This is a genomic window from Streptomyces sp. NPDC090499, from assembly GCF_044769305.1.
In the GTDB taxonomy this organism is placed as follows: Bacteria; Actinomycetota; Actinomycetes; order Streptomycetales; family Streptomycetaceae; genus Streptomyces.
Genome location: NZ_JBIVXP010000009.1, coordinates 354,252 through 375,338 on the forward strand (window position 1 = coordinate 354,252; position 21,087 = coordinate 375,338).

Here is a 21,087-nt window from a genome sequence, read left to right on the forward strand (position 1 = left end):
CGGCGGGTCACGCCAGTGCCGCCGTGATGTGCGGCAGATCGAGCGTCGTACGGATCCCCGGTGCCGCCTCGCACACCACCGGCACGGCGTTGACCGCACGGTTCGCCGTGTACGCCGGTGACACCTCGGCCATCCGGTCGAGCGGCACCGGCAGCCGGATGCCGACCTGCAGCGGGGCGTCGCCCTCGACCGAGAGATGCCAGCCCGTGTCCCCCAGGTCCCAGGCGGGATCGAGGTCCCTGGTGCAGTACCAGGTGGCCCGGAAGCGGAGCAGCGGACGGCCTGCCCGTACTCCGGTCACCACCAGCCGCTGGGCCGCGACCGTGCCGACGGCCAACTCGCCTGCGGCGATGCGGACCGGGCGGTGCGCGGTCGCCAACTCGCCAGAGGCCTCAAGGGAGTCGAGAGGCAGGCCCAGCGCGTCCGCGACCAGTCGCAGCGACGGACCGAAGCTGGTGCGGGCCCCGGACAGCCGTCGCTCGTCGAACGCCGCCGGTGCCAGGCCGAAGCCCATCACCCCGAACAGCAGTTCGGGAGAGGGGCGTTGGGACAGGTCGGCGTACTCGTCGATGGTCAGGCCGTCGAGGCGCCGCGCCAGGGACGTCAGCACGAGAGGCACCGCCTCGGTGATGAACCCGGGGCTGCTGCCCGTGCTGTGGATCGAGCTGCCACCCCGCGCGCACGCCTCCTCGACCCGCCCGCGCACGACGGGATCCATGCTCCCCGGATGATGGAACTCGCCCCGCGTGGTCACCACGTTCGCACCCGACGCCAGCAGTCGGCACACCTCGTCGACGTCGCAGGTGAGCGGCGCGTAGAGCACGCAGTCGGCGCCCAGGGACAGGATGCTCTCGACGTCGTGGCTCGCGGTGACGCCGGTCGGGCCGGTCCCGCACAACTCGCCCGCGTCGCGGCCCGCCTTGGCCGGTGTGTGGACGTACACGCCGGCCAGGGTGAGCCCTGGATGCTCGATGATCCCGCGCAGCGAGCGGGCGCCGATGGTGCCGGTGGCCCACTGGACGACCCGGTACGGCCTCATGCGGGCTCCAGGGTGAAGCGCAGCAGGGCCTCCTGGGCGTAGGACGCGACCAGGGAGCCGTCCTCGGTGAGGACGTCGCCCCTGCCGAAGCAGCGGCCGTGCGCCAGCAGCGGGCTGTGCTGGCGCAGCAGCAGCCAGCCGTCGGCGCTGAACGGACGGTGGAACCAGACCGTGTGCGAGGTGACGGCGGAGGTGAACGCCGTGCCCGAGTCGTGCTGGGTGACCCCGGCCAGGGGGCGCAGGGCGGTGCCGATGAGGGTCAGGTCGGTGGCGTACGCGGTGAGCGCCGGGGCCAGTTCGGCCGCTCCGTTGGCCGGGAGGCGCATCCACACGTCGTACTCGGGCGGTTCGGCGGCCGGGGTGTCCAGGTCGGTGGCGGCCCTTGTCTCCCAGGGAATCGGGTGGAGATCGGTGTGGTGTTCGGGGCCGGGCGGAGCGGACACGGGCGGGACCGTCTGCCGGGCCGGTCCGTCCTCCGGGACGTGCAGGGAGACCGAAGCGGTGGCCACCACGCCCTTGGGCTGCCGGGCGACGATGGTCAGCGCGGCGAAGGAACCGCCGTCGTGGTGGCGCGCCACCTCGTAGCGGACGGGTTCCTCCGGCCGGCCCGCCCGTGCGAAGAGCGCGTGCAGGGACTTGACGCCCTTGTCCGGGCAGCTCAGCTGAGCCGCCCGGACGAACTGGGCCAGCAACTGCCCGCCGAACAGGCGGTGATAGCCGAGTCGCTGGTTGCCCGCCTCGTAGACGGGACCCGTCTCCTCCTCGTGCCCCCGGAGGTCGAGACAGTGCAGGAGGTCGTCCCAGAGTTCACTCACGGCAAGTGGCATACCGGTGAGGGTAGTCCCACTATCCGGATATGAGAATGACGCTCTCGCCCGGCTCAGTCGCTGGTGATCCCGTTGGCGCAGTAGTCCCAGATCTCGTCGGCCGTCAGTGGATGGGCCGCGTCCTGGCCGCTCGACTGGGCGTTGAACATGACGGTCTGCATGGTCAGCGCCGCCACCCGCTTGGGCTTGAAGCCCTCACGGAGCAGGCGGGCGTCCTCCAGCTCCTGCATCAGCTCCGTGAACAGCGTCAGCAGGGGCGCGTTCGCCACCCGCATCTCGGCCGGGTGGGAAACCAGCAGGCGCAGGGCGAAGTCGCTGAACAGCGGGCGCTGCCGGCCGGTCGGGTCGGGGCGCGAGCTCTCGAACAGCTCCTGCACGACGACCCTGAGCCGGTCCAGCGGGGCGGACTGCTCGGCCGCGATCGTCCGCAACTGGTCGGCGGACTTGCTCATCGCGTCCTCGAACAGGGCGAGCAGCAGCTCGTGCTTGCCGTCGAAGTGCTGGTAGAAGCTGCGCAGCGACTGCTTGGACCGGTCGACGACCTCCTGCACGGTGAAGTCGGTCGTGCCCTTCTCCGCCATGATCGCCTGGGCCGCGTCGAGGAACCGCTCCACCCGCTGCTCCGCGCGGCGTTTCGCCGCCTGGGTGGAACGCTCGACCGCGCGCTGCTTCCAGGCCGGTTCCTCGGTCGGTGTGCTCACGGGCTGCTCCGCCTTCTGTGCCATGAGGAGAACATTACTGCAGCCCACCGACAAGCATCTGTATCCAGTCTGGACACCGTCGGAGATCTGGAGGAGACTTCGAATTCCATCTGAGGAGAATTACATTCTCATCGACTGTCACGCTCACCGACTCTCACCGATTCTCGCCGCAGGAGGCCGTCGGGATGCTGTTCGAGTTCGACGCCGAGCAACGGCTGTGGCAGGACACCGTGCACAAGGCCGTCCTCAAGGAGTGCCCGCCCGCGCTGGTGCGGGCCGTCGTGGACGACGGCGCCGACCCGGCCCCGCTGTGGCGCGTCTACGCGGACCTCGGCTGGACCGGGCTGACCGACCCGGCCGACGCGGTCGAACTGGCGATCGTCCTGGAGGAGCTGGGCCGGGCCACCGACCCCACGCCCTACCTGGCGACGCTCACCCAATTCGCCCCGCTCGCCCCCGGGTTCGGCGACCCCGGCCAGTCCGGTACGGCCGTCTACGAAGGCGTCACCGCGCGGCCCGCCGACGGCGGCTGGGTCCTCGACGGCACCGCCCGCCACGTACTGGACGGCGACCGGGCCGACCACTTCGCCGTGGTCACCGACGCGGGCGTCTTCGTCGTACCCGCCGCCGCGGCGAGCGCCGTACGCACCCCGGTCCTCGACCCCGTCCTGCACCTCGCCGACGTCACCTTCAAGGGGGTCGGGGTGGGCGGAGGCGACCGTGGCGGGGCGGATCCGGACAGCGCCCGGGACATCGCGCTCACCGGCATGGCCCTGACCATGGTCGGCGCCTGCCGCCGCGCCCTGGACCTGGTGCTCGACCACGTGCGCGGCCGACGGCAGTTCGACGCGCCCATCGGCTCCTTCCAGGCCGTCCAGCACAAGGCGGCCGACATGCACGTGGCCGTCGAACGGGCCCGCGCCCTCGCCTACTTCGCCGCCCTCACCATCGCCGAGGACGCCCCGCGCCGCCGCCTGGCCGCCTCGATGGCCAAGGCGTCGGCGGGGGAGTGCCAGGCCCTGGTGTTCCGCAACGCCGTGCAGCTGTTCGGCGCGATGGGGCACACCTGGGAGAACGACCTGCAGTTCGCGGTCAAACGGGCCAAGGCGGGCGAGCTGATGCTGGGCGGGGCCGCCGAACACCGGGCGTTCATCGCCGAGCACGCGGTCGCCGGGGAGGTCGCATGAGACTGTCCTTCGACGCCGAAGTGGAAGCCTTCCGGGCCGAGTTCGTGGCCTTCCTGGAGGCGAACCTGCCGACCGGGGCCGAGGCCGCCGAACGCTCCCGCTCCACCGCGCACCTGCCCGAGTGGGCCAGACGCTGGCAGCGCCTCCAGTTCGACGAGGGCTGGCTGCTGCCCGGCAACCCGCCCGAGTACGGCGGTCGCAACGCCACCGTCGTCCAGCAGTACGTCCACCGGGAGGAGCTGTCCCGGCGCCGGATCTGCCACAGCTTCAACCCGCAGGGCGTCGGCATCATCGCCGCCTCCCTGCTCACCTTCGGCACCGAGGAGCAGAAGCGGCGCTGGGCCGTGCCCATCCTGCGCGCCGAACTCACTGCCGCGCTCGGCATGAGCGAGCCCGGCGCCGGATCCGACCTCGCCTCCCTGCGCACCCGCGCCGACCTCGACGGCGACCACTTCACCGTCAACGGCCAGAAGGTCTGGACGTCCGGCGCCCACGACGCCGACGTACTCCTCACCTTCGTCCGCACCGACCCGGACGCCCCCAAGCACAAGGGGATCAGCGTCCTGCTGGTCCCCACCGACACCCCCGGCGTCACCCGCCGCCCCTTCGCCTCCTACACCAGCCCCGACGACCGGGACTTCAACGAGGTCTACTTCGACGACGTCCGGGTTCCCGCCGAGAACCTCGTCGGCCCCCTCAACCAGGGCTGGCGGATCGCGAACGGTTCCCTCGGCCACGAGCGCACCCTGATGTGGCTGGGCGAGGCCGAACGGCTGGAGGCCGTCGTACGGGACTTCCGGCCCACCGGCGCCGTACAGCGGGACTGGTACGCCACCCTGGTCATGGACCTCCAGGCGCTACGACTGCTCGGCTCGGCCGCGCTCGCCCGCGCCGCCCGCGGCGAGCAGGACGTGCCCGCGCTGTCCGTGCTGAAGGTGTTCGGCTCGGAGGCGGCCCAGCACGCCCTGGAGCACGTCCTGGAGGCGTCAGGACCGGACGGCCTGGACCACCCGGCACGGACCGCGCCGTACTTCCACATGAGCTTCGACGACGACTCCGCCAGCTGGTTCAACCGCTTCGCCCGCAGCTTCGGCGGCACCATCGCCGGCGGCACGTCCGAGATCCAGCGCACGATCATCGCCGAGCGGGTGCTCGGTCTGCCCCGACGCTGAGGAGACGTCCGTGCACATCCTGTACGAGGTGAAGGACGGCATCGCCACCCTCACCCTCAACCGGCCCGAGGTCGCCAACGCCCAGAACGCCGCGCTCCTCGACGAACTCGACGCGGCCTGGACCCGGGCCGCCGACGACCCGGACGTGAAGGTGATCGTGGTGCGCGCCGAGGGGAAGCACTTCTCCGCCGGCCACGACCTCAAGGACCGCTGGCCCGGCCCCGACGAGATCACCCTGGAGTGGATCTACCGCGCCGAGAACCGCCGCTACCTGGAGTACACCCTGCGCTGGCGCAACATCCCCAAGCCGTCGATCGCCGCCGTCCAGGGCCGGTGCATCGCCGGCGGGCTGATGCTGTGCTGGCCCTGCGACCTGATCGTGGCCGCCGACGACGCCCTGTTCTCCGACCCGGTCGTCACCATGGGTATCGGCGGCGTCGAATACCACGGCCACACCTGGGAGTTGGGACCCCGCAAGGCCAAGGAGATCCTGTTCACCGGCCGCCCGCTGACCGCCGAGGAGGCGGAACGGGTCGGCATGGTCAACCGGGTCGTGCCGCGGGCCGAGTTGGACACGGCCACCCGGGAACTCGCCGAGCGGATCGCCGCGATGCCCGCCTTCGGCCTGCGCCAGGCCAAACGCGCCGTCAACCAGACCCTGGACGTGCAGGGCTTCTACGCCGCGATCCAGTCCGTCTTCGACATCCACCAGACCGGACACGGCAACGCGCTGAGCGTCAGCGGCTATCCGATCCTGGCAAAGCTGGACGAGATGAAGGAGAAGCTGCGGTAGGGGTCGTCCGCGGGTGGTGACGCCGGCTCACGCGTGCTGAACCGTCGGGGCGTGGCACACCGTCGCGCGCACGCGGTGCCTCAGTGCCGCTCGGCCAGGCTCTGGGTGCCGAGCACCGAGATCAGCGCCAGCTTCTCGGCGTCCTCGGTGCCGGGCTCGGCCGAGTACACGAGGATGTGCAGGTCGTGCTCCTCCACCCGGAGCTGGTCGCAGTCCAGGGTGAGCAGCCCCACCTGAGGGTGCTCGATCGTCTTGCGCGAGGCTTCCAGGCGGCCGACGACCCCCGCGTCCCACAGCTCGGCGAACCGCTCGCTCCCGGCACGCAACTCGGCGATCAGCCGCCGCAGCTGGCGGTCGCCGGGATAGCGGGCCGCCGTGGCGCGCAGTTCGGCGACCATGCCGGTCTCGAAGGCGCGCCGTTCCTCCGGGGTGTGCCGCACCCGGGTCGGCCAGCCCAGGAAGTTCCGCCAGGCGCCGTTGCGCTGGAAGCCGCGCAGCTGGGACGGGTCACCCATCAGCGCCCCGTACATCGTGTTGGCCACCAGCAGCGTCATCGCCGCGTCGGAGACCGCCACCGGGGTACCGGCCAGCCGGTCAAGGAGCCGCTGCACGCTGGGCGTGATGTACCCGGGCACCATGTCAGGACCCGGCGGCACCAGCCCCGCCACCCCGAAGAGGTAGGTCCGCTCGTCGGCGGAGAGCCGCAGCGCCCTTGCCAGCGCCTCGACGACCTGCACGGACGGATTGGCCGCCCGGCCCTGTTCGAGACGCGTCACGTAGTCGACCGAGATCCCGGCCAGCAGCGCCAGCTCCTCGCGCCGCAGCCCGGCCGCGCGCCGCTGGCCGCCGGCCGGCAGCCCCGCCGCGTCCGGGGCGACGCGGTCCCGCCAGCGCCGCAGCGCCTGCCCCAGTTCCGTCGCCGTCATGCCCCCAGTCAACACCGTGGGCCGCCGCCGTGCCTGGTACCGGCAGTCCCAGGAAGAAGGGTCTGCTGGCTGACCCGGCGAGCCGGGCGCAGGGTGGAGACATGACGACAACACTGATCACCGGAGCCAACAAGGGCATCGGCTACGAAACCGCCCGCCAGCTCGTCGCCGCAGGTCACACCGTGTACGTGGGAGCCCGGGACGCCGAGCGCGGACGCCGGGCCGCGGAGGAACTGGGCGCCCGGTTCGTCCTGCTCGACGTCACCGACGACGCCTCCGTCGAAGCCGCGGCCAAGACCGTCGCGGCCGACGGCGGACTCGACGTCCTGATCAACAACGCCGGGATCGAGTCCCGGACCCCGGACAACAGCGTGCCCACGGCCGAGACGGTCACCGCCGACCTGATGCGCAACACCTTCGAGACCAACGTCTTCGGTGTGGTCCGCGTCCTGCACGCCTTCCTGCCCCTGCTGCAGCGCTCGGCCGCCCCGGTCGTGGTCAACGTCAGCAGCGGCCTGGCCTCGCTGACGGCCCTCTCCGACCCCGACCACCCCGCGCACTTCTACCCGGGCATCGCCTACCCGACGTCCAAGACGGCCGTCAACATGCTCACCGTGCAGTTCGCGAAGGCGTTCCCGGCGCTGCGGATCAACTCCGTCGAGCCCGGCTTCACCAAGACGGACCTCAACGGCAACACGGGCACCCAGAGCGTCGAGCAGGGCGCCGAGATCATCGTCCGGATGGCGCAGATCGGCCCGGACGGCCCGACCGGCGGCTACTTCGACGTCAACGGACGACTGCCCTGGTGAACGGCGAGCGACCGGGGCAGGTGCTCCGGTGATGCGCGACCGGCCGGGGCGCGTGCTCCGGTGAATCGTGACCGACCCGGGCGGGCGCCCCGGTGAGTCACAGCTGAACCAGCCGGGGCGCGGTGCCGCGCGAGCGCACCAGCGCCCCCGCCTCGCGTGTCAACTCGCGGGCGCTGCCGAGGAGTCCGTCCAGGACGACGGCCCGGCGGACGTGCCGGTGGAGCGGGTGCTCGGCGGTGAACCCGATCCCGCCCAGCACCTGCTGGCAGTGCCGGGCCGCGGTCAGCGCCGCCTGTCCGGCCGCCGCCTTGGCCAGCAGCGCGCCCAGGTCGTCCTCGGCCGCCGTGAGGACGGCCTCGGCGCCCTCCAGCGCCACCAGGGTCTCCGCGAGCCGGTGCCGTACCGCCTGGAACGCGGCGAGCGGGCGGCCGAACTGGACCCGGTCCACGGCGTGCCCCCGGGCGATCGCCAGCATGGCGTGACCGGTGCCGAGCAGCCACCAGCCGACCGCCCGCCGGCCGGCGGCGAGCGGGACGGGATCGCCGGTGGGTGCTGTGACCGGCCGCAGGGGCAGCTCCTCGTCCAGCCCGGCGCCCGGTACGGCGGCTCCGTACTCCCACACCACCCACCGGCCACCCGCGTACGGCAGCGTCGCCGAGCCCACGACGTCCGTGAGCACCGAGGCGTGCGTGCCCGTCTCGCCCAGCAGCCGGAACACCGTCGCGACGGCCGGACCCGGGAACTCGGCCAGCAGCTCGCGCCAGCCCAGTCCGGCCAGCGCCGTGTCCAGGGCGGGGCCCGGGGCGATGGTCGTCATCGCCTTGCGGAGCGTCTGGGTCAGCAGCTCCAGTTCGGCGGGGTCCACGGTCACTCCCTCCCCAGGTCGAGCAGCCGGCGGGCGATGATGCTGCGCTGGATCTCGGCGGTGCCCCCGTAGAGGGTGGCGGCCTTCGCGTAGAGGTACTCCGACCGCCAGGGCGAGTCCGTCAGTTCCAGGACTCCGGGCAGCAAGTCCCTTACCGTCTCGAAGAGTTGTTGCTCGGCGGTGGCCAGCAGCACCTTGTCGACCGAGGTCTCCGGGCCGAGCCGGGCGCCCGCGGCGAGCCGGCGCTGGGTGGCGTGGGAGCGGCAGCGGACGGTGTGCAGGGCGAGGTAGGCGGCGCCCAGGGCCGTATCCTCCGCCGCGTCCGTGGCGTCGGTCTCGTCCAGGAGGCGGTCGAGGCGGGTGTAGAGGTGGGCGACCCGGTGCCAGAAACAGGTGGAGCGCTCGTGCGGGAGCAGGTCCATCGCGAGCCGCCAGCCGTCGCCGGGGCGGCCCAGCATCCGGTCGGCGGGCACGACGGCCTCGTCGAAGAAGACCTCGGCGAACTCGTCGACGCCGTGCATCGTGCGCAGCGGCCGTACGGTGATGCCGGGGGTGTCCATGTCGACGAAGAACGCGGTGATGCCGTCGTGGCCGGGGGCCGTGCGGGTGAGCAGGACGCAGCGTGCCGCGTACTGGGCGAGACTCGTCCACACCTTCTGCCCGCTGACCACCCAGACGTCGTCCCGGGATACGGCCCGGGTGGCCAGGGAGGCCAGGTCGCTGCCCGAGCCCGGCTCGGAGAAGCCCTGGCACCACTGCTCCCGGCCGCTCAGAAGCAACGGGACCATGTCTGCGGCCAGTTCGGGGCGGGCGTAGGAGAGGAGGGTGGGGGTGAGGACCTCGACCATCGAGTAGATTCCGGGCTCGGCGAGGCCGCGGCCGGCGACCTCCTCGCCGAGCACCGCCCGCAGGACGGCCGGTCCGCCCAGGCCGCCGACCTCCTCCGGCCAGCCGTACCGCATCCAGCCCGCGTCGAACAGGGCCCGGCGCACCCGCGCCAGCTGGGCGACCTGGGCGTCCAGGGAGTGGTCGGGGCCGGGCGTGAGGTCGTTCCGGTCCAGCCAGGCCCGCAGGGCGGTGCGGAACTCCGCCGCCGTGGTGAACGCGCTCATACCGCCGGACGCCCGAACGCGTGCGGGCGCCCCGAGTCGTGGGCGCCGCTGCGCCGGATGAAGGTCATGGCCCGGGTCCGCAGCCGCCAGCCGTCGGCGGTGCGGACGTAGGTGTCGTTGTAGTAGCCGATGCGCATCTCGTGCGTGGTGTGCTCGACGAAGCAGAGCGGCTGGGTGCCGGTGGCCGTGTCGCCCGACAGGTCGACGGCGGGCGCGCCGGTGAGGAACAGCCCCTTGGGGGCCGCCGCGACGAGCGCGGGAAACTCCGCGAGGGGGTAGGTGTCGCCGAACGCGCTGTAGCTGCCGTCGGGGGTGAACACCGCGAGCAGCCCGTCGAGGTCGCCGCGGGTGATGGTCACCGCGTAGCGGGCGAGGAGCTGCTGGATCTCGACGAGGTCGGCGGTGGTCGTGTCAGTGGTCACGGGCCCGCCTCCTTTCCGCACGCTCGCGCGCGTCGTGTTCGGGCCGGATGCCGAAGGTGTTGAAGGCCGTCGCCATGAGGGCGTACGTCCCGACGGTGAACACCAGGTCCATCAGCTGGCGTTCGTCGAGGTGTTCCGCGAGCGCGGCCCAGGTGTCGTCGGACATGTCCGAGCCGTCTTCCAGTTCGTCGACGGCCCGGAGCACCGTGCTCTCCAGCGGATCGTCCGCCTTGCCCCGGCCCGCGGCCTCGATCTCGGCCTCGGTGAGACCGCACTGCTGGGCGGCGAGGACGTGGTGGGCCCACTCGTACGCGCAGTCCCGGCGCCGCGCGACCCGCAGGACGACCAGCTCGCGCAGCCGGTCCGGGAGGGTGGAGCCGACCAGGAGGTACGTGCTGAAGGGGAGGAAGGCCGCGGTCAGGTCGGGGTGCCGGACGAGCGTCGACATCGCGTTGCCGGCCGCCTCGGCGTTGCGCATGCGCCGGGGGAGCAGGGCGGCGAGCACCTCACGGGTCCGGTCGTCCCACTGGTCGTCCGGCAGCGGAGGCAGACGAGGCGGCATGCGGGCTCCCTCGGCAGAGTCTTGTGAGAATGGGATTCTCGGATGCGAGTTTCAGATTTTCACCTGCGTCGCGGCGGCGTCAACCGTTGGGCGCGGCCCTTCGGGCCCGGCGATCCCCGCTCCTCCGTCCTGACCGGGCGCGATTCCTCCCGCTCCCGTGTGATTGCCCAATTCTCCTGTGCGGATGGTTGCTTCTCATCTGATGAGAAGCTACTTTCCACCGCAGGCAGGGCCATGGCAGGCACGACCTGTGACACCCAGAAGAGATGGGGAGCCGTGAGTCTTTTCCATGAGGACCGGCTGTTGATCGACGGGCGGCTCGTGCGCGCGGAGCGCACGTTCGAGACCGTCGATCCGTCCACCGGGAAGGTGCTGGGGACGGCATCCGACGCGGACACCGGTCATGTCGAGGCGGCGGTGGCGGCCGCCCGCCGCGCGTTCGACACCACCGACTGGATGCGCGACCGCGAGCTGCGGCTGCGCTGCCTGCGCAGCCTGTACGACGCGCTGCACACGCACCGCGAGGAACTGCGCGACCTGACCATCGCCGAGGTGGGCGCACCCCGCTCCCTCACCCACGGACCCCAGCTCGACGAGCCGATCGAGATGGTCAAGTACTACGCGGATCTCCTCGAACGCCACTCCTTCCGCGAGGAGTTGCCCGTCCTGGAGAGCCGGGGGCGTCGGCACCGCCGCTGGATCGAGAAGGAGGCCGCCGGAGTCGTCGCGGCCATCCTGCCGTACAACTTCCCCAACCAGCTGGCCCTCGCCAAGCTCGCCCCCGCGCTCGCCGCGGGCTGCACGGTCGTCCTCAAAGGCGCACCGGACACGCCGTGGACGACCCTCGCGCTCGGCCGGATCATCGCCGAGGAGACCGGCATCCCCCCGGGTGTCGTCAACGTCCTGACCTCGTCAGGACCCGAGACCGGCGAACTGCTCACCACCCACCCCGGCATCGACATGATCACCTTCACCGGGTCGACCCCGGTCGGCAAGGCGATCATGGCCGCCGCCTCCGCCACCCTGAAGCGGGTCTTCCTGGAGCTCGGCGGCAAGTCCGCGATGATCCTGCTCGACGACGCCGACCTCGCGGGCGCGGCCATGTTCGCCGCCTTCACCATCTGCTCGCACTCCGGCCAGGGCTGCGCCCTCACCTCACGCCTGCTGGTCCCGCGCGAGCGGCACGACGAGATCGTCGGCATGGTCGCCGCCATGCTCGGCAAGGTCAGGTACGGCGACCCGGCCGACCCCAGGACCCACATGGGCCCCCTCATCAGCGAGAAGCAGCGGGCCAAGGTGCACGGCATGGTCGAGCGGGCCGTCGCCGCCGGCGCCCGCCTGGTGACCGGCGGCCGGCCCGTCGACGGGGAGGGCTTCTTCTACGAGCCCACCCTGCTCGCGGGCGTCGACCCGGCCGCCGAGATCGCCCAGGAGGAGGTCTTCGGACCGGTGCTCGCCGTCATCGCCTACGACGACGAGGACCACGCCGTCCGGATCGCCAACGACTCGGTGTACGGGCTGTCCGGCGCGGTGCTCGGCGCCGACGCCGAGCGGGCGACCGCCGTGGCCCGCCGGATCCGCAGCGGCACCTTCAGCATCAACGGCGGCAACTACTTCGCCGCCGACGCCCCGTTCGGCGGGTTCAAGCAGTCCGGCATCGGCCGGGAGATGGGCGTCGCGGGCCTCGAGGAGTTCCTCGAGCTCAAGACCTTCGCCGTGCCGGCCGACTGACCGGCGGCACGTGCTGCAGCCCGGGGAACACCACCGAGGAGGAACCCCGTGAGAGTCCAGGCAATCCCCGCCGCCCTGGCGGCGGCCGCGCTGTTCGCCGTCGCCGGATGCGGCGGCCACGACAGCGCGGGCGCGTCGGACGACGGCGACGCGACCCCCACCAAGGCCGCCCAGCAGGCCGCGGGCGGCGACTTCGGCGATCTGAAGGACGTCTGCGGACCCGGCGACGCGAAGACCGCCACCGCCCAGGGCGTCACCGCCGACAGCATCGACGTCGGAGTCTTCTCCGACGTCGGCTTCACCAAGAACTCCGAATTCGTCGACACCGCCAAGGTGTTCACCTCCTGGTGCAACGCGGCCGGCGGCATCAACGGCCGCAAGCTCGTCGCCACCACCCGCGACTCCAAGCTGATGGAGGTCCGCCAGCGGATGCTGGAGGCCTGCAAGGACGACTTCGCGCTCGTCGGCGGCGGCGCCGCCCTCGACGCGCTCGGCGTGCAGGACCGGCTGAAGTGCCTGCTGCCCGACTTCCCCGCCCAGGTCAGCCAGATCCAGAACCAGGGCTCCGACCTCCAGCTCAACGAGTCGGGCGGCGCCTCCTACGACCGCTACCCCGGCTACTACCAGTGGCTGCTCAAGACCGCCTACCCCGACTCCGCCCCATCCGTCGGCACCATCGCGGGCGACGCCGCGGTCAGCAAGGTCATCGACGCCCGCGCCCAGGAGAGCCTCAAGGCGTCCGGCGCGAAGATCACGTACCACGACCTGTACCCGGCCGCCGGGGTCTCCGACTGGACGCCCTACGCCCAGGCCATCAAGAGCAAGGGCGTCAAGGGCCTGGTCTTCCTGGGGGACTTCGCGAGCCTCGCCAAACTGGAGCAGATCCTCACCGGCATGGACTACAAGCTCGACTGGATCGACGCCAACAACAACGCCTACGGCGCGCCCTTCCTCCAGCTCGCGGGCAAGTCCCTCGACCACCAGAACAACTTCGCCGACCTCAGCGGGGTCTACCCGCTGGAGAAGGCCGCCGACAACCCGGCCACCGGCCAACTCGTCAAGCTGTTCAAGCAGTACGCGCCCAGCGCGCAGCCGACCCTGCCGGGCATCCGGGGCTTCGCCGCCTGGCTGCTGTTCGCCAAGGCGGCCTCCTCCTGCGGCGACCGGCTGACCCGCACGTGCGTCTACGACGCGGCCCGCAAGGAGACCGCGTGGACCGGCGGCGGCCTGCTGGCACCCGTCGGCCTGTCCGCCGGTGACGCCCCGCTGACCTGCTTCAACGTCGAGAAGGCCACCTCCAAGGGCTGGCAGCCCGCCGACTTCCGGCCCGACAGGGGTGCCTACCGCTGCAACGCGCCCACCTACAGGTTCAAGGGCGCCTACGGCAAGCCCCTCACCCTCGCCGACGTCGGCAAGAGCATGAGCGATGTGAAGTAGAGGCTGAAGCAGATGGAGCAGTTCCTCACCTTCGGCATCGTCGGCCTGAGCACCGCGGCGATCTACGCGGTGATCGGCAGCGGCCTGGTGCTCACCTACGTCACCACCGGCGTGTTCAACTTCGCGCACGGGGCCGCGGGCATGCTGGCGGCGTTCTGCTACTGGCAGTTCACCGTCGGCTGGGGCTGGCCCGTCCCGGTGGCCCTGGCCGCGGTGCTGCTGGTGCTCGCCCCCGCGTTCGGCCTCGCAGTCGAACGGGTCCTGATGCGGCCCGTGCAGCACCTCGGCGAAGCCGAACGCCTGGTGATGACGGTGGCGTTGCTCAGCGGCGCCATCGCCGCCGCCCGCTGGATCTGGGACCCCGACGTGCCCCGCCCGCTCTCGGTGTTCTTCGCCGACCGGCAGCCCTTCCACCTCGGCCCGTCCACCGTCACCTGGCACCAGGCCCTCACCATGGCCGTCGCCGTCGCGGTCGCCGCGGGCCTGTGGTTCCTGCTCACCCGCACCCGCACCGGCGCCGAGATGCGCGCCACCGTCGACGACCGCGCCCTCGTCCGACTCACCGGCGCCGACCCGGTCCGCGCCAGCCGCGTCGCCTGGATCCTCGGCACCCAGCTCGCCGCGATCGGCGGCATCCTCATCGCCCCGACCGTCGCCCTGGACGCCGCCCAGCTCTCCCTCCTGATCGTCAGCGCCTACACGGCCGCCGTCTTCGGCAGGCTGCGCAGCCTGCCGCTCACCTTCGCAGGCGCCGTCGTCGTCGGCTGCCTGGAGAGCTACCTCACCGGCTACCTCCCGCAGAACCCCTACCTGCCCGGCCTGCGGCTGGCCGCCCCGGCCCTGCTGCTCCTGCTCGCCCTGCTCCTCTTCCGCCACCCCCGCCTCCGCCACCGCGACCGGCGCCTGGTCCAGGTGCCCGCGCCCAGCCTGCGCGGCACCGCCGTCTTCGCCGCGTCGACCGTCGCCTTCGGCCTCGTCCTGGCCACCGTCCTGGACGAGGCCGACCTCGTCACCTACGGGCCGATCTTCTCCCTCGGCATCGTCGCCCTGTCCTACGTGCCGCTCGCCGGGTACGCCGGGCAGATCTCCCTGTGCCAGCTGAGCATGGCCGGCATCGGCGCCGTCGTCTGGGGCCACCTCGGCGGCCACGGGCAGCTGTGGGCGCTGGCCGCCGCGATCGCCGTGTCCGGGGCCGCCGGGGCGCTGATCGCCGTACCCGCGCTGCGGTTCTCCGGCGTGTATCTCGCCCTCGGCACGGCGGCCTTCGCGGTGGTCCTGGACCGGTGGATCTTCACCCTCCCCGCCTTCCACCTGTTCGGCGCGCGCATCTCGCTGTTCGACCAGGGCTCGGTGGAGATGAGCGGCCCCGACCTGTTCGGCCTGCACCTCGACTCCGCCGCCGAGCTGACCGTCCTCGCCGCCGTCTGCCTCGGCCTCGCCTCGCTCGCCGTCGCCCGGCTGCGGCGCGGCGGCTTCGGGCGGCGCCTGATCGCGCTCCGGGACAGCGAGGCCGCCTACGCGACCCTCGGCGGCAACCTGCTGCTGACCAAAGTGGCCGTGTTCGCGCTCGCGGCCGGCCTCGCCGGACTCGGCGGCGCCCTCTACGGCATGCAGCAACGCTCCATCACCGCCGAGCAGTTCAACCTCGTCGCCGGACTGCCGATCTTCCTCGTCGCCGTCATCGGCGGCCTCGGCGCGGTGGGCAACGGCCTGTTCACCGGCACCGCCTACCTCGGCCCCAACATCCTGACCGGCGTGGCCTCCTGGACGCAGAACATCGTCGCCCTGCTGCCCGCCCTGGCCGGCATGGGCCTCGGCCACAGCCCCGAGGGAATCATCGCCCGTTTCCGGCACCAGTGGGCGCCCCTCGGCCGGGACCTGATCGCCCTGCCCGTCCTGCTCGCGGCCCTCGCCCTGGGCTGGGTACTGCGGCTCACCGACGCGATCGACGGCTGGACGTTCCTGACCGGCTCCCTGGCCGTGGCGTTCGCCCTGCGCGCCTGGGCCGCCGCCCGCCAGGACCCGGAGACCGAGGCGGACGTCCCCGTCGAGTGGTGGGGCGTACGACGGCCCTGGCGGCCCCAGGACGGGGAGGTGCTGGTCCGTGCCACTGCTGGACGTTAGCGGCGTCACCGTCTCCTTCGGCGGCAACCGCGCCCTGGACGAGGTCGCCATGAGCGCCGACCGGGGCCGGATCACCGGCCTCATCGGACCCAACGGAGCAGGCAAGAGCACCCTGTTCGACGTCGTCTCCGGACTGCGCCGCCCCTCGGCGGGCCGGGTCGCCCTCGACGGCCGGGACGTCACCCGCCTCGGACCCGCCCGCCGCTGCCGGCACGGACTGGCCCGCACCTTCCAACGCCTCGAACTCTTCGGCCGGTTGAGCGTCCGCGACAACCTCCTCGTCGCCGCCGAACTCGGCCCCGGACGACGGCGGGCGGCACCCCTGACCGACGAACTGCTCGACCGGCTCGGCCTGTCCGGCATCGCCGACACCCGCGCCGACAACCTCCCCACCGGCGTCGCCCGCCTGGTCGAGGTCGGCCGCGCCCTGGCCGTACGGCCCGCGCTGCTGCTCCTCGACGAGCCCGCCGCCGGGCAGGACGGCGAGGAGACCGGACGGTTCGCCGCCCTACTGCGCTCGCTCGCCGCCGACGGCACCGCCGTCGTCCTGGTCGAGCACGACATGGGGCTGGTCATGGGCGTCTGCGACGAGGTGTACGTGCTCGACCTCGGCAAGGTCATCGCCGCAGGACCGCCCGAGGTGATCCGCAACGACGAGACGGTGCTCGCGGCCTACCTGGGGGACGTGTGAACGCTCTGCTCGAACTGCGCGCCGTCCGCGCCGCCCACGAGGGCATCACCGTCCTGCACGGCGTCGACCTGGGCGTCGGCGCCGGGCAGGTCGTCGCGCTGCTCGGCCCCAACGGCGCCGGAAAGACCACCACGCTGCACGTCGCCGCCGGACTCCATCCGCCGCTCTCCGGGCAACTCCTGCTCGGCGGGCGGGACATGACCGGCGCCGATCCCCGAGGCCTGGCCCGGGCCGGGGTCTGCCTCATCCCCGAGGGACGCGGGGTCTTCCCCAGCCTCTCGGTTCGCGACAACCTCCTCATGATGACCTTCACCGGCCGCACCCGCGCGGAGATCGAGGAGACCGCCTACGCCCGCTTCCCCGTCCTCGGCAGACGGCCGGGCCAGGCGGCGGGGACGCTCTCCGGCGGCGAACAGCAGATGCTCGCCCTCGCCCGGGGCCTGGCCACCGACCCGGCCGTCCTGCTCCTCGACGAACTCTCCATGGGACTCGCCCCGCTGGTCGTCTCCCGGCTCTACGAACAGGTCGCCGAGATCGCCCGGCAGGGCGTCGCCGTCCTGGTCGTCGAGCAGTTCGCCGCCGCCGTCCTCTCCATCGCCGACCACGCCGCCGTCCTCGTGCGCGGCCGCATCGAACGCCAGGGCCGCCCCGACAGCGGGCTGCGCGACGAACTGTCCGCCCTCTACCTCGGGAGCTCCGCATGACACCCACCGAGCCGCCCACCGACTCCCGTGCGGACCGCTTCGTCCGCGAGCTGGCCGACCTCCGGATCCCCGACCCGGCCGCCGCCCGCGCGGGCCTGTGGCTGCGCCTCGGCGCCGCCCTGATGGCCGTCGGGCTGGTCCTCGCGGTGTCGGCGTACTTCGTCTCGCACACCACCCAGAACGCGCTCGACCAGCGCGACGCCCTCGCCCTCGGCCTCGGCGGCATCGCCGGGACGGTCGTCGGCGCCGCGCTGTTCCTGCGCTACTCGCTCACCGGCTTCCTGCGGTTCTGGATGGCCCGCCAGTCCTACGACCTCGCCGTGCTCGCCGACCGCCTGTCCGAAAGGGACCCGCACCATGACCTCACCAGCACCGACGCTGCGCCCCGGTGACCAGCTCGCCAGCACGGTGTGCACCACCCGCGTCGTCGTGGTCCGCGCCCCGGCCGCCCCGCAGCCCGCCCTGACCTGCGGCGGCGCCCCCATGGTCCCCGCATCCACCGCACCGCCCCCGCCCGCCACGACCACGACGGGCGACCCCGTCACCCTCCTCGGCAAGCGCTACACCGACGCCGACGACACCCTCGAACTGCTCTGCACCAGCCCCGGCACCGGCGAACTCGCCTGCGCGGGCGTCCCCATGACCCTCAAGGCCGCCAAACCCCTCCCCGCCTCGGACTGACCCGCACCCAACGGCTTCACAGCGAAAGGGACCTCGCATGAACAAGGACGACCTGATCCTCATCAGCGTCGACGACCACGTCATCGAGCCGCCGGACATCTTCGTGAACCACCTCCCGAAGCGGTACCTGGACGACGCCCCCAAGCTCGTCCACCGCGAGGACGGCAGCGACGTGTGGCAGTTCCGCGACAACACCGTCGGAAACGCCGCCCTCAACGCGGTCGCCGGACGGCCCAAGGAGGAGTACGGCCTCGACCCGCAGGGCATGGACGAGATCCGCCCCGGCTGCTACGACGTCCACGAACGCGTCAAGGACATGAACGCCGGCGGTGTCCTCGCCCAGATGAACTTCCCGTCCTTCCCCGGCTTCTCGGCCCGCATGTTCGCCACCGAGGACTCCGACTTCTCCCTCGCCCTCGTCCGCGCCTACAACGACTGGCACATCGACGAGTGGTGCGGCGCCTACCCCGGCCGCTTCATCCCGATGGCGCTGCCCGCCATCTGGGACGCCGAACTCTGCGCGGGCGAACTGCGCCGGGTCGCGGCCAAGGGCTGCCACTCGATGACCTTCCCCGAGAACCCGGCCGCCCTCGGCTACCCCAGTTTCCACGACCCGTACTGGAACCCGGTGTGGCAGGCCGCCTGCGACACCGACACCGTCCTGTCGGTGCACATCGGCTCCTCCGGCCGCCTCGCCATCCCGGCCGTCGACTCACCGCCCGACGTGATGATCACCCTCCAGCCCATCAACCTCGTCCAGGCCGCCGCCGACCTGCTCTGGTCCCGCACCCTCAAGGACTTCCCGGACCTGAAGATCGCCCTGTCGGAGGGCGGCACCGGCTGGATCCCCTACTTCCTGGAGCGCGTGGACCGCACCTTCGAGATGCACGCCGCCTGGACCCTCCAGGACTTCGGCGGCAAGCTGCCCTCCGAGGTCTTCCGCGAGCACTTCCTGACCTGCTTCATCACCGACCGGCTCGGCGTGAAGCTGCGGCACGAGATCGGCATCGACAACATCTGCTGGGAGGGCGACTACCCGCACAGCGACTCCCTGTGGCCCGACGCCCCCGAGCAACTGCACGGCGTCCTCACCGAGTTCGCCGTCCCGGACGCGGACACCGTGAAGATCACCCACGAGAACGCCATGCGCTGGTACTCCTTCGACCCGTTCTCGCACATCCCCCGCGAACAGGCCACGGTCGGCGCCCTGCGCAGGGCAGCCGAGGGCCACGACGTCAGCATCCGGGCCCGCAGCCGCCAGCTCAAGGAACCCGTCGACAAGCTGGAGGCCTTCCGCGCCCGGGCCCGCGCGGCCGTAGCGGCGGCGAGCAAGTAGTGGCGAACGGCAACGAGCTGTTCGACCTCACGGGACGCTCGGCGCTGGTCACCGGAGCCGCGGGCGGCATCGGCGCCGCCGTCGCCCACGCCCTTGCCCGGGCCGGTGCCGCCGTCCTCGTCACCGACGTCGACGCGACCGCCGCCGCTGCCGTCGCCGGGAAGATCACGGCGGCGGGCGGCACCGCCGACAGCGCACCCCTCGACGTCCGCGACCGGACCGCCGCCGAGCACACCGTCTCCCGGGCCGCCGACCTCGCCGACGGCACCCTGCACATCCTCGTGAACAACGCCGGCGTCACCGCGCCGGCCATGTTCCCCGACCTCGACGAGGACACCTTCCGCCGACTGCTCGACATCCACGTCCTGGGCACCTTCACCTGCTCCCAGGCCGCCCTCCCGTACCTGCCCTCCGACGGCACCGGACGGATCGTCAACGTCACCTCGTCCGCGGGCCTGACCGGCACCCTCGGCCAGGTCAACTACTCGGCCGCCAAAGCGGCGGTCATCGGCATGACCAAGTCCATGGCCAGGGAGCTGGCGAGACGGCAGATCAAGGTCAACGCCCTCGCACCGCTGGCCGCCACCCCCATGACCGAGACCATCCGCACCCACGAGAAGTTCGCCGCCACCATGCTCGCCCGCATCCCGCTCGGCCGCTGGGCCGAACCCGACGAGGTCGCCGGCGCCTTCGTCTTCCTCGCCTCGGACGCGGCCTCCTTCGTCACCGGCCAGGTCCTGCCGGTCGACGGCGGCCTGGTGATCTGATGGCCCCGGCACCCCTCTCGGCTCCGGGACCTCTCTCCGGCGTGACGGTGGTCGCCCTGGAACAGGCCGTCTCCGCGCCCCTGTGCACCCGGGTCCTGAGCGACCTCGGCGCCCGGGTCATCAAGGTGGAGAACCCGGACGGCGGCGACTCGGCCCGCCACATCGACGACGTGGTCGGCGGCCTCGCCGCCCACTTCGTATGGGCCAACCGGGGCAAGGAGTCCGTCGCCCTCGACCTCAAGTCCGAGTCCGGGACGGAGATCCTGCACCGCCTCCTCGACCGCGCCGACGTGCTGGTCTCCAACCTCGCCCCCGGCACCACGGCCAAACTCGGCCTGGCCCCCGACGACCTGGCGACCCGTCACCCCGACCTGATCGCCGTGGAGATCGACGGCTACGGACCCGGCGGCCCGCTCTCCCACAAACGCGCCTACGACCTTCTCGTCCAGGCCGAGTCCGGCGTCTGCGCCATCACCGGCCACCCCGGCGCCCCGGCCAAACCGGGCCCGCCCATCGCGGACGCCAGCACCGGCCTCTACACGGCCCTGTCGATCGTGGCGCTGCTCTACGCCGGTGAGCGCCGCGGCAAGCCGGGCGGGGCCGTCGCGGTCAGCATGTTCGACACCATGACCGAGCTCATGGGCTATCCGCTCACCTACACCCGGCACGCGGGCCGCTGGCAGCAGCCGCTCGGCATGAGCTCGCCCGCCGTCGCCCCGTACGGCGCCTACCGCACCGCCGACGCCCACACGGTCGTCCTCGGCACCACCAACGACCGCGAATGGCAGCGCCTGGCACGGGAGTTGCTGGAACGCCCCGACCTCGCGGCCGACGACCGCTTCCGCACCAACCCCGGCCGCGTCGCCCACCGCGACCTGCTCGACACCGAGATCGCTGCCTGGTGCGCCCGCCACGACCTGGCACACGTCCAGCAGCGCGCCGACGACGCCGGCATCGGCAACTCCCGCTACAACACCCCGGACGACGTACTCGCCCACCCCCACCTCGCGGCCCGCGACCGCTGGCGCCGGATCGACACCCCCGCCGGACCCGTACCGGCCCTGCTGCCGCCCCCGGTCATCGCCGGCTACGACCCCCCGATGGGCGCCGTCCCCGCGCTCGGCGAGCACACCGAGCGAGTGCTGGCCGAACTCGGCTGCCACGAACCGGAGTCGAGGAGCGGCACATGACCGCCCCGCCC

At 72.3% G+C, this 21,087-nt stretch carries 22 protein-coding genes; 14 read left to right on the forward strand and 8 right to left on the reverse strand.

What is annotated here, in order from left to right; translation table 11 throughout:
- Positions 1-7 precede the first annotated feature (7 nt).
- From ACIQVL_RS31255 to ACIQVL_RS31265, 3 genes are read right to left on the reverse strand one after another with little or no spacing between them, the layout of a single operon-like run.
- Entirely contained in the window at positions 8-1,039 is a 1,032-nt protein-coding gene (locus ACIQVL_RS31255) for a dihydrodipicolinate reductase (RefSeq protein ID WP_403477003.1), read from the reverse strand.
- Positions 1,036-1,866, reverse strand: a complete 831-nt coding sequence (locus ACIQVL_RS31260; protein ID WP_403438707.1) for an acyl-CoA thioesterase — start codon at positions 1,864-1,866, stop codon at positions 1,036-1,038. The genes ACIQVL_RS31255 and ACIQVL_RS31260 overlap by 4 nt, the downstream gene beginning before the upstream one ends.
- Before the next feature lie 53 nt (positions 1,867-1,919).
- Positions 1,920-2,591 carry a TetR/AcrR family transcriptional regulator gene (locus ACIQVL_RS31265; protein ID WP_403438704.1) on the reverse strand — a complete coding sequence of 224 codons (672 nt, stop codon included), beginning with the start codon at positions 2,589-2,591 and terminating at the stop codon, positions 1,920-1,922.
- Positions 2,592-2,752: 161 nt separating this feature from the next.
- Here ACIQVL_RS31265 and ACIQVL_RS31270 point away from each other — a divergent pair, with 161 nt between their 5' ends.
- The 3 genes from ACIQVL_RS31270 to ACIQVL_RS31280 are packed head-to-tail and all read left to right on the forward strand — an operon-like array spanning position 2,753 to position 5,719.
- Positions 2,753-3,754, forward strand: coding sequence for an acyl-CoA dehydrogenase family protein (locus ACIQVL_RS31270; RefSeq protein WP_403477004.1), 1,002 nt, complete (start codon positions 2,753-2,755; stop codon positions 3,752-3,754).
- A complete protein-coding gene (locus tag ACIQVL_RS31275; RefSeq protein WP_403477005.1) occupies positions 3,751-4,926 on the forward strand; it encodes an acyl-CoA dehydrogenase family protein in 1,176 nt (391 codons plus the stop codon). The genes ACIQVL_RS31270 and ACIQVL_RS31275 overlap by 4 nt, the downstream gene beginning before the upstream one ends.
- A gap of 10 nt (positions 4,927-4,936) precedes the next feature.
- Positions 4,937-5,719, forward strand: coding sequence for an enoyl-CoA hydratase (locus ACIQVL_RS31280; RefSeq protein WP_403477006.1), 783 nt, complete (start codon positions 4,937-4,939; stop codon positions 5,717-5,719).
- A gap of 80 nt (positions 5,720-5,799) precedes the next feature.
- On the opposite strand, the gene ACIQVL_RS31285 is transcribed toward ACIQVL_RS31280, so the two are convergent.
- Positions 5,800-6,645, reverse strand: a complete 846-nt coding sequence (locus ACIQVL_RS31285) for a helix-turn-helix domain-containing protein (RefSeq protein ID WP_403438692.1) — start codon at positions 6,643-6,645, stop codon at positions 5,800-5,802.
- Between the two features lie 101 nt (positions 6,646-6,746).
- Here ACIQVL_RS31285 and ACIQVL_RS31290 point away from each other — a divergent pair, with 101 nt between their 5' ends.
- The gene (locus ACIQVL_RS31290; RefSeq protein WP_403438689.1) at positions 6,747-7,454 is read left to right on the forward strand and encodes an SDR family oxidoreductase; all 708 of its coding nucleotides are present in this window, start codon (positions 6,747-6,749) and stop codon (positions 7,452-7,454) included.
- Between the two features lie 97 nt (positions 7,455-7,551).
- Here the strand turns inward: ACIQVL_RS31290 and ACIQVL_RS31295 are convergent, their stop codons facing one another.
- From ACIQVL_RS31295 to ACIQVL_RS31310, 4 genes are read right to left on the reverse strand one after another with little or no spacing between them, the layout of a single operon-like run.
- Positions 7,552-8,319 carry an acyl-CoA dehydrogenase family protein gene (locus ACIQVL_RS31295; protein WP_403477007.1) on the reverse strand — a complete coding sequence of 256 codons (768 nt, stop codon included), beginning with the start codon at positions 8,317-8,319 and terminating at the stop codon, positions 7,552-7,554.
- 2 nt (positions 8,320-8,321) lie between these two features.
- The gene (locus ACIQVL_RS31300) at positions 8,322-9,431 is read right to left on the reverse strand and encodes an acyl-CoA dehydrogenase family protein (protein ID WP_403477008.1); all 1,110 of its coding nucleotides are present in this window, start codon (positions 9,429-9,431) and stop codon (positions 8,322-8,324) included.
- On the reverse strand, positions 9,428-9,853 hold the full coding sequence (locus ACIQVL_RS31305; protein ID WP_403438681.1) for a nuclear transport factor 2 family protein: 426 nt from the start codon (positions 9,851-9,853) through the stop codon (positions 9,428-9,430). Before ACIQVL_RS31305 ends, ACIQVL_RS31300 begins: the two co-directional genes overlap by 4 nt.
- Positions 9,843-10,415 (reverse strand): carboxymuconolactone decarboxylase family protein, encoded by a 573-nt coding sequence (locus ACIQVL_RS31310; RefSeq protein WP_403438678.1) that lies wholly within the window; start codon positions 10,413-10,415, stop codon positions 9,843-9,845. Before ACIQVL_RS31310 ends, ACIQVL_RS31305 begins: the two co-directional genes overlap by 11 nt.
- A 276-nt stretch (positions 10,416-10,691) precedes the next feature.
- Between ACIQVL_RS31310 and ACIQVL_RS31315 the strand changes: the two genes are divergently transcribed.
- Genes ACIQVL_RS31315 through ACIQVL_RS31360 form a run of 10 tightly spaced genes read left to right on the forward strand, consistent with a single transcriptional unit; the run spans position 10,692 to position 21,076 of the window.
- Entirely contained in the window at positions 10,692-12,146 is a 1,455-nt protein-coding gene (locus tag ACIQVL_RS31315) for an aldehyde dehydrogenase family protein (protein WP_403477009.1), read from the forward strand.
- Between the two features lie 48 nt (positions 12,147-12,194).
- Positions 12,195-13,583: an ABC transporter substrate-binding protein gene (locus tag ACIQVL_RS31320; protein ID WP_403477010.1), complete on the forward strand. Its 1,389-nt coding sequence runs from the start codon at positions 12,195-12,197 to the stop codon at positions 13,581-13,583.
- Positions 13,584-13,595: 12 nt separating this feature from the next.
- A complete protein-coding gene (locus ACIQVL_RS31325) occupies positions 13,596-15,707 on the forward strand; it encodes an ABC transporter permease (RefSeq protein WP_403477011.1) in 2,112 nt (703 codons plus the stop codon).
- The gene (locus ACIQVL_RS31330; RefSeq protein WP_403477012.1) at positions 15,688-16,398 is read left to right on the forward strand and encodes an ABC transporter ATP-binding protein; all 711 of its coding nucleotides are present in this window, start codon (positions 15,688-15,690) and stop codon (positions 16,396-16,398) included. Before ACIQVL_RS31325 ends, ACIQVL_RS31330 begins: the two co-directional genes overlap by 20 nt.
- On the forward strand, positions 16,395-17,102 hold the full coding sequence (locus ACIQVL_RS31335) for an ABC transporter ATP-binding protein (RefSeq protein ID WP_403477013.1): 708 nt from the start codon (positions 16,395-16,397) through the stop codon (positions 17,100-17,102). Before ACIQVL_RS31330 ends, ACIQVL_RS31335 begins: the two co-directional genes overlap by 4 nt.
- Entirely contained in the window at positions 17,099-17,494 is a 396-nt protein-coding gene (locus ACIQVL_RS31340) for a hypothetical protein (RefSeq protein ID WP_403438660.1), read from the forward strand. Before ACIQVL_RS31335 ends, ACIQVL_RS31340 begins: the two co-directional genes overlap by 4 nt.
- Positions 17,460-17,783: a hypothetical protein gene (locus ACIQVL_RS31345; protein ID WP_403477014.1), complete on the forward strand. Its 324-nt coding sequence runs from the start codon at positions 17,460-17,462 to the stop codon at positions 17,781-17,783. Before ACIQVL_RS31340 ends, ACIQVL_RS31345 begins: the two co-directional genes overlap by 35 nt.
- Positions 17,784-17,820: 37 nt before the next feature.
- A complete protein-coding gene (locus tag ACIQVL_RS31350) occupies positions 17,821-19,119 on the forward strand; it encodes an amidohydrolase family protein (protein ID WP_403477015.1) in 1,299 nt (432 codons plus the stop codon).
- Positions 19,119-19,886 carry an SDR family NAD(P)-dependent oxidoreductase gene (locus ACIQVL_RS31355; protein WP_403477016.1) on the forward strand — a complete coding sequence of 256 codons (768 nt, stop codon included), beginning with the start codon at positions 19,119-19,121 and terminating at the stop codon, positions 19,884-19,886. Before ACIQVL_RS31350 ends, ACIQVL_RS31355 begins: the two co-directional genes overlap by 1 nt.
- Positions 19,886-21,076, forward strand: coding sequence for a CaiB/BaiF CoA transferase family protein (locus ACIQVL_RS31360; RefSeq protein ID WP_403438650.1), 1,191 nt, complete (start codon positions 19,886-19,888; stop codon positions 21,074-21,076). The genes ACIQVL_RS31355 and ACIQVL_RS31360 overlap by 1 nt, the downstream gene beginning before the upstream one ends.
- The last annotated feature ends 11 nt before the right edge of the window (positions 21,077-21,087 follow it).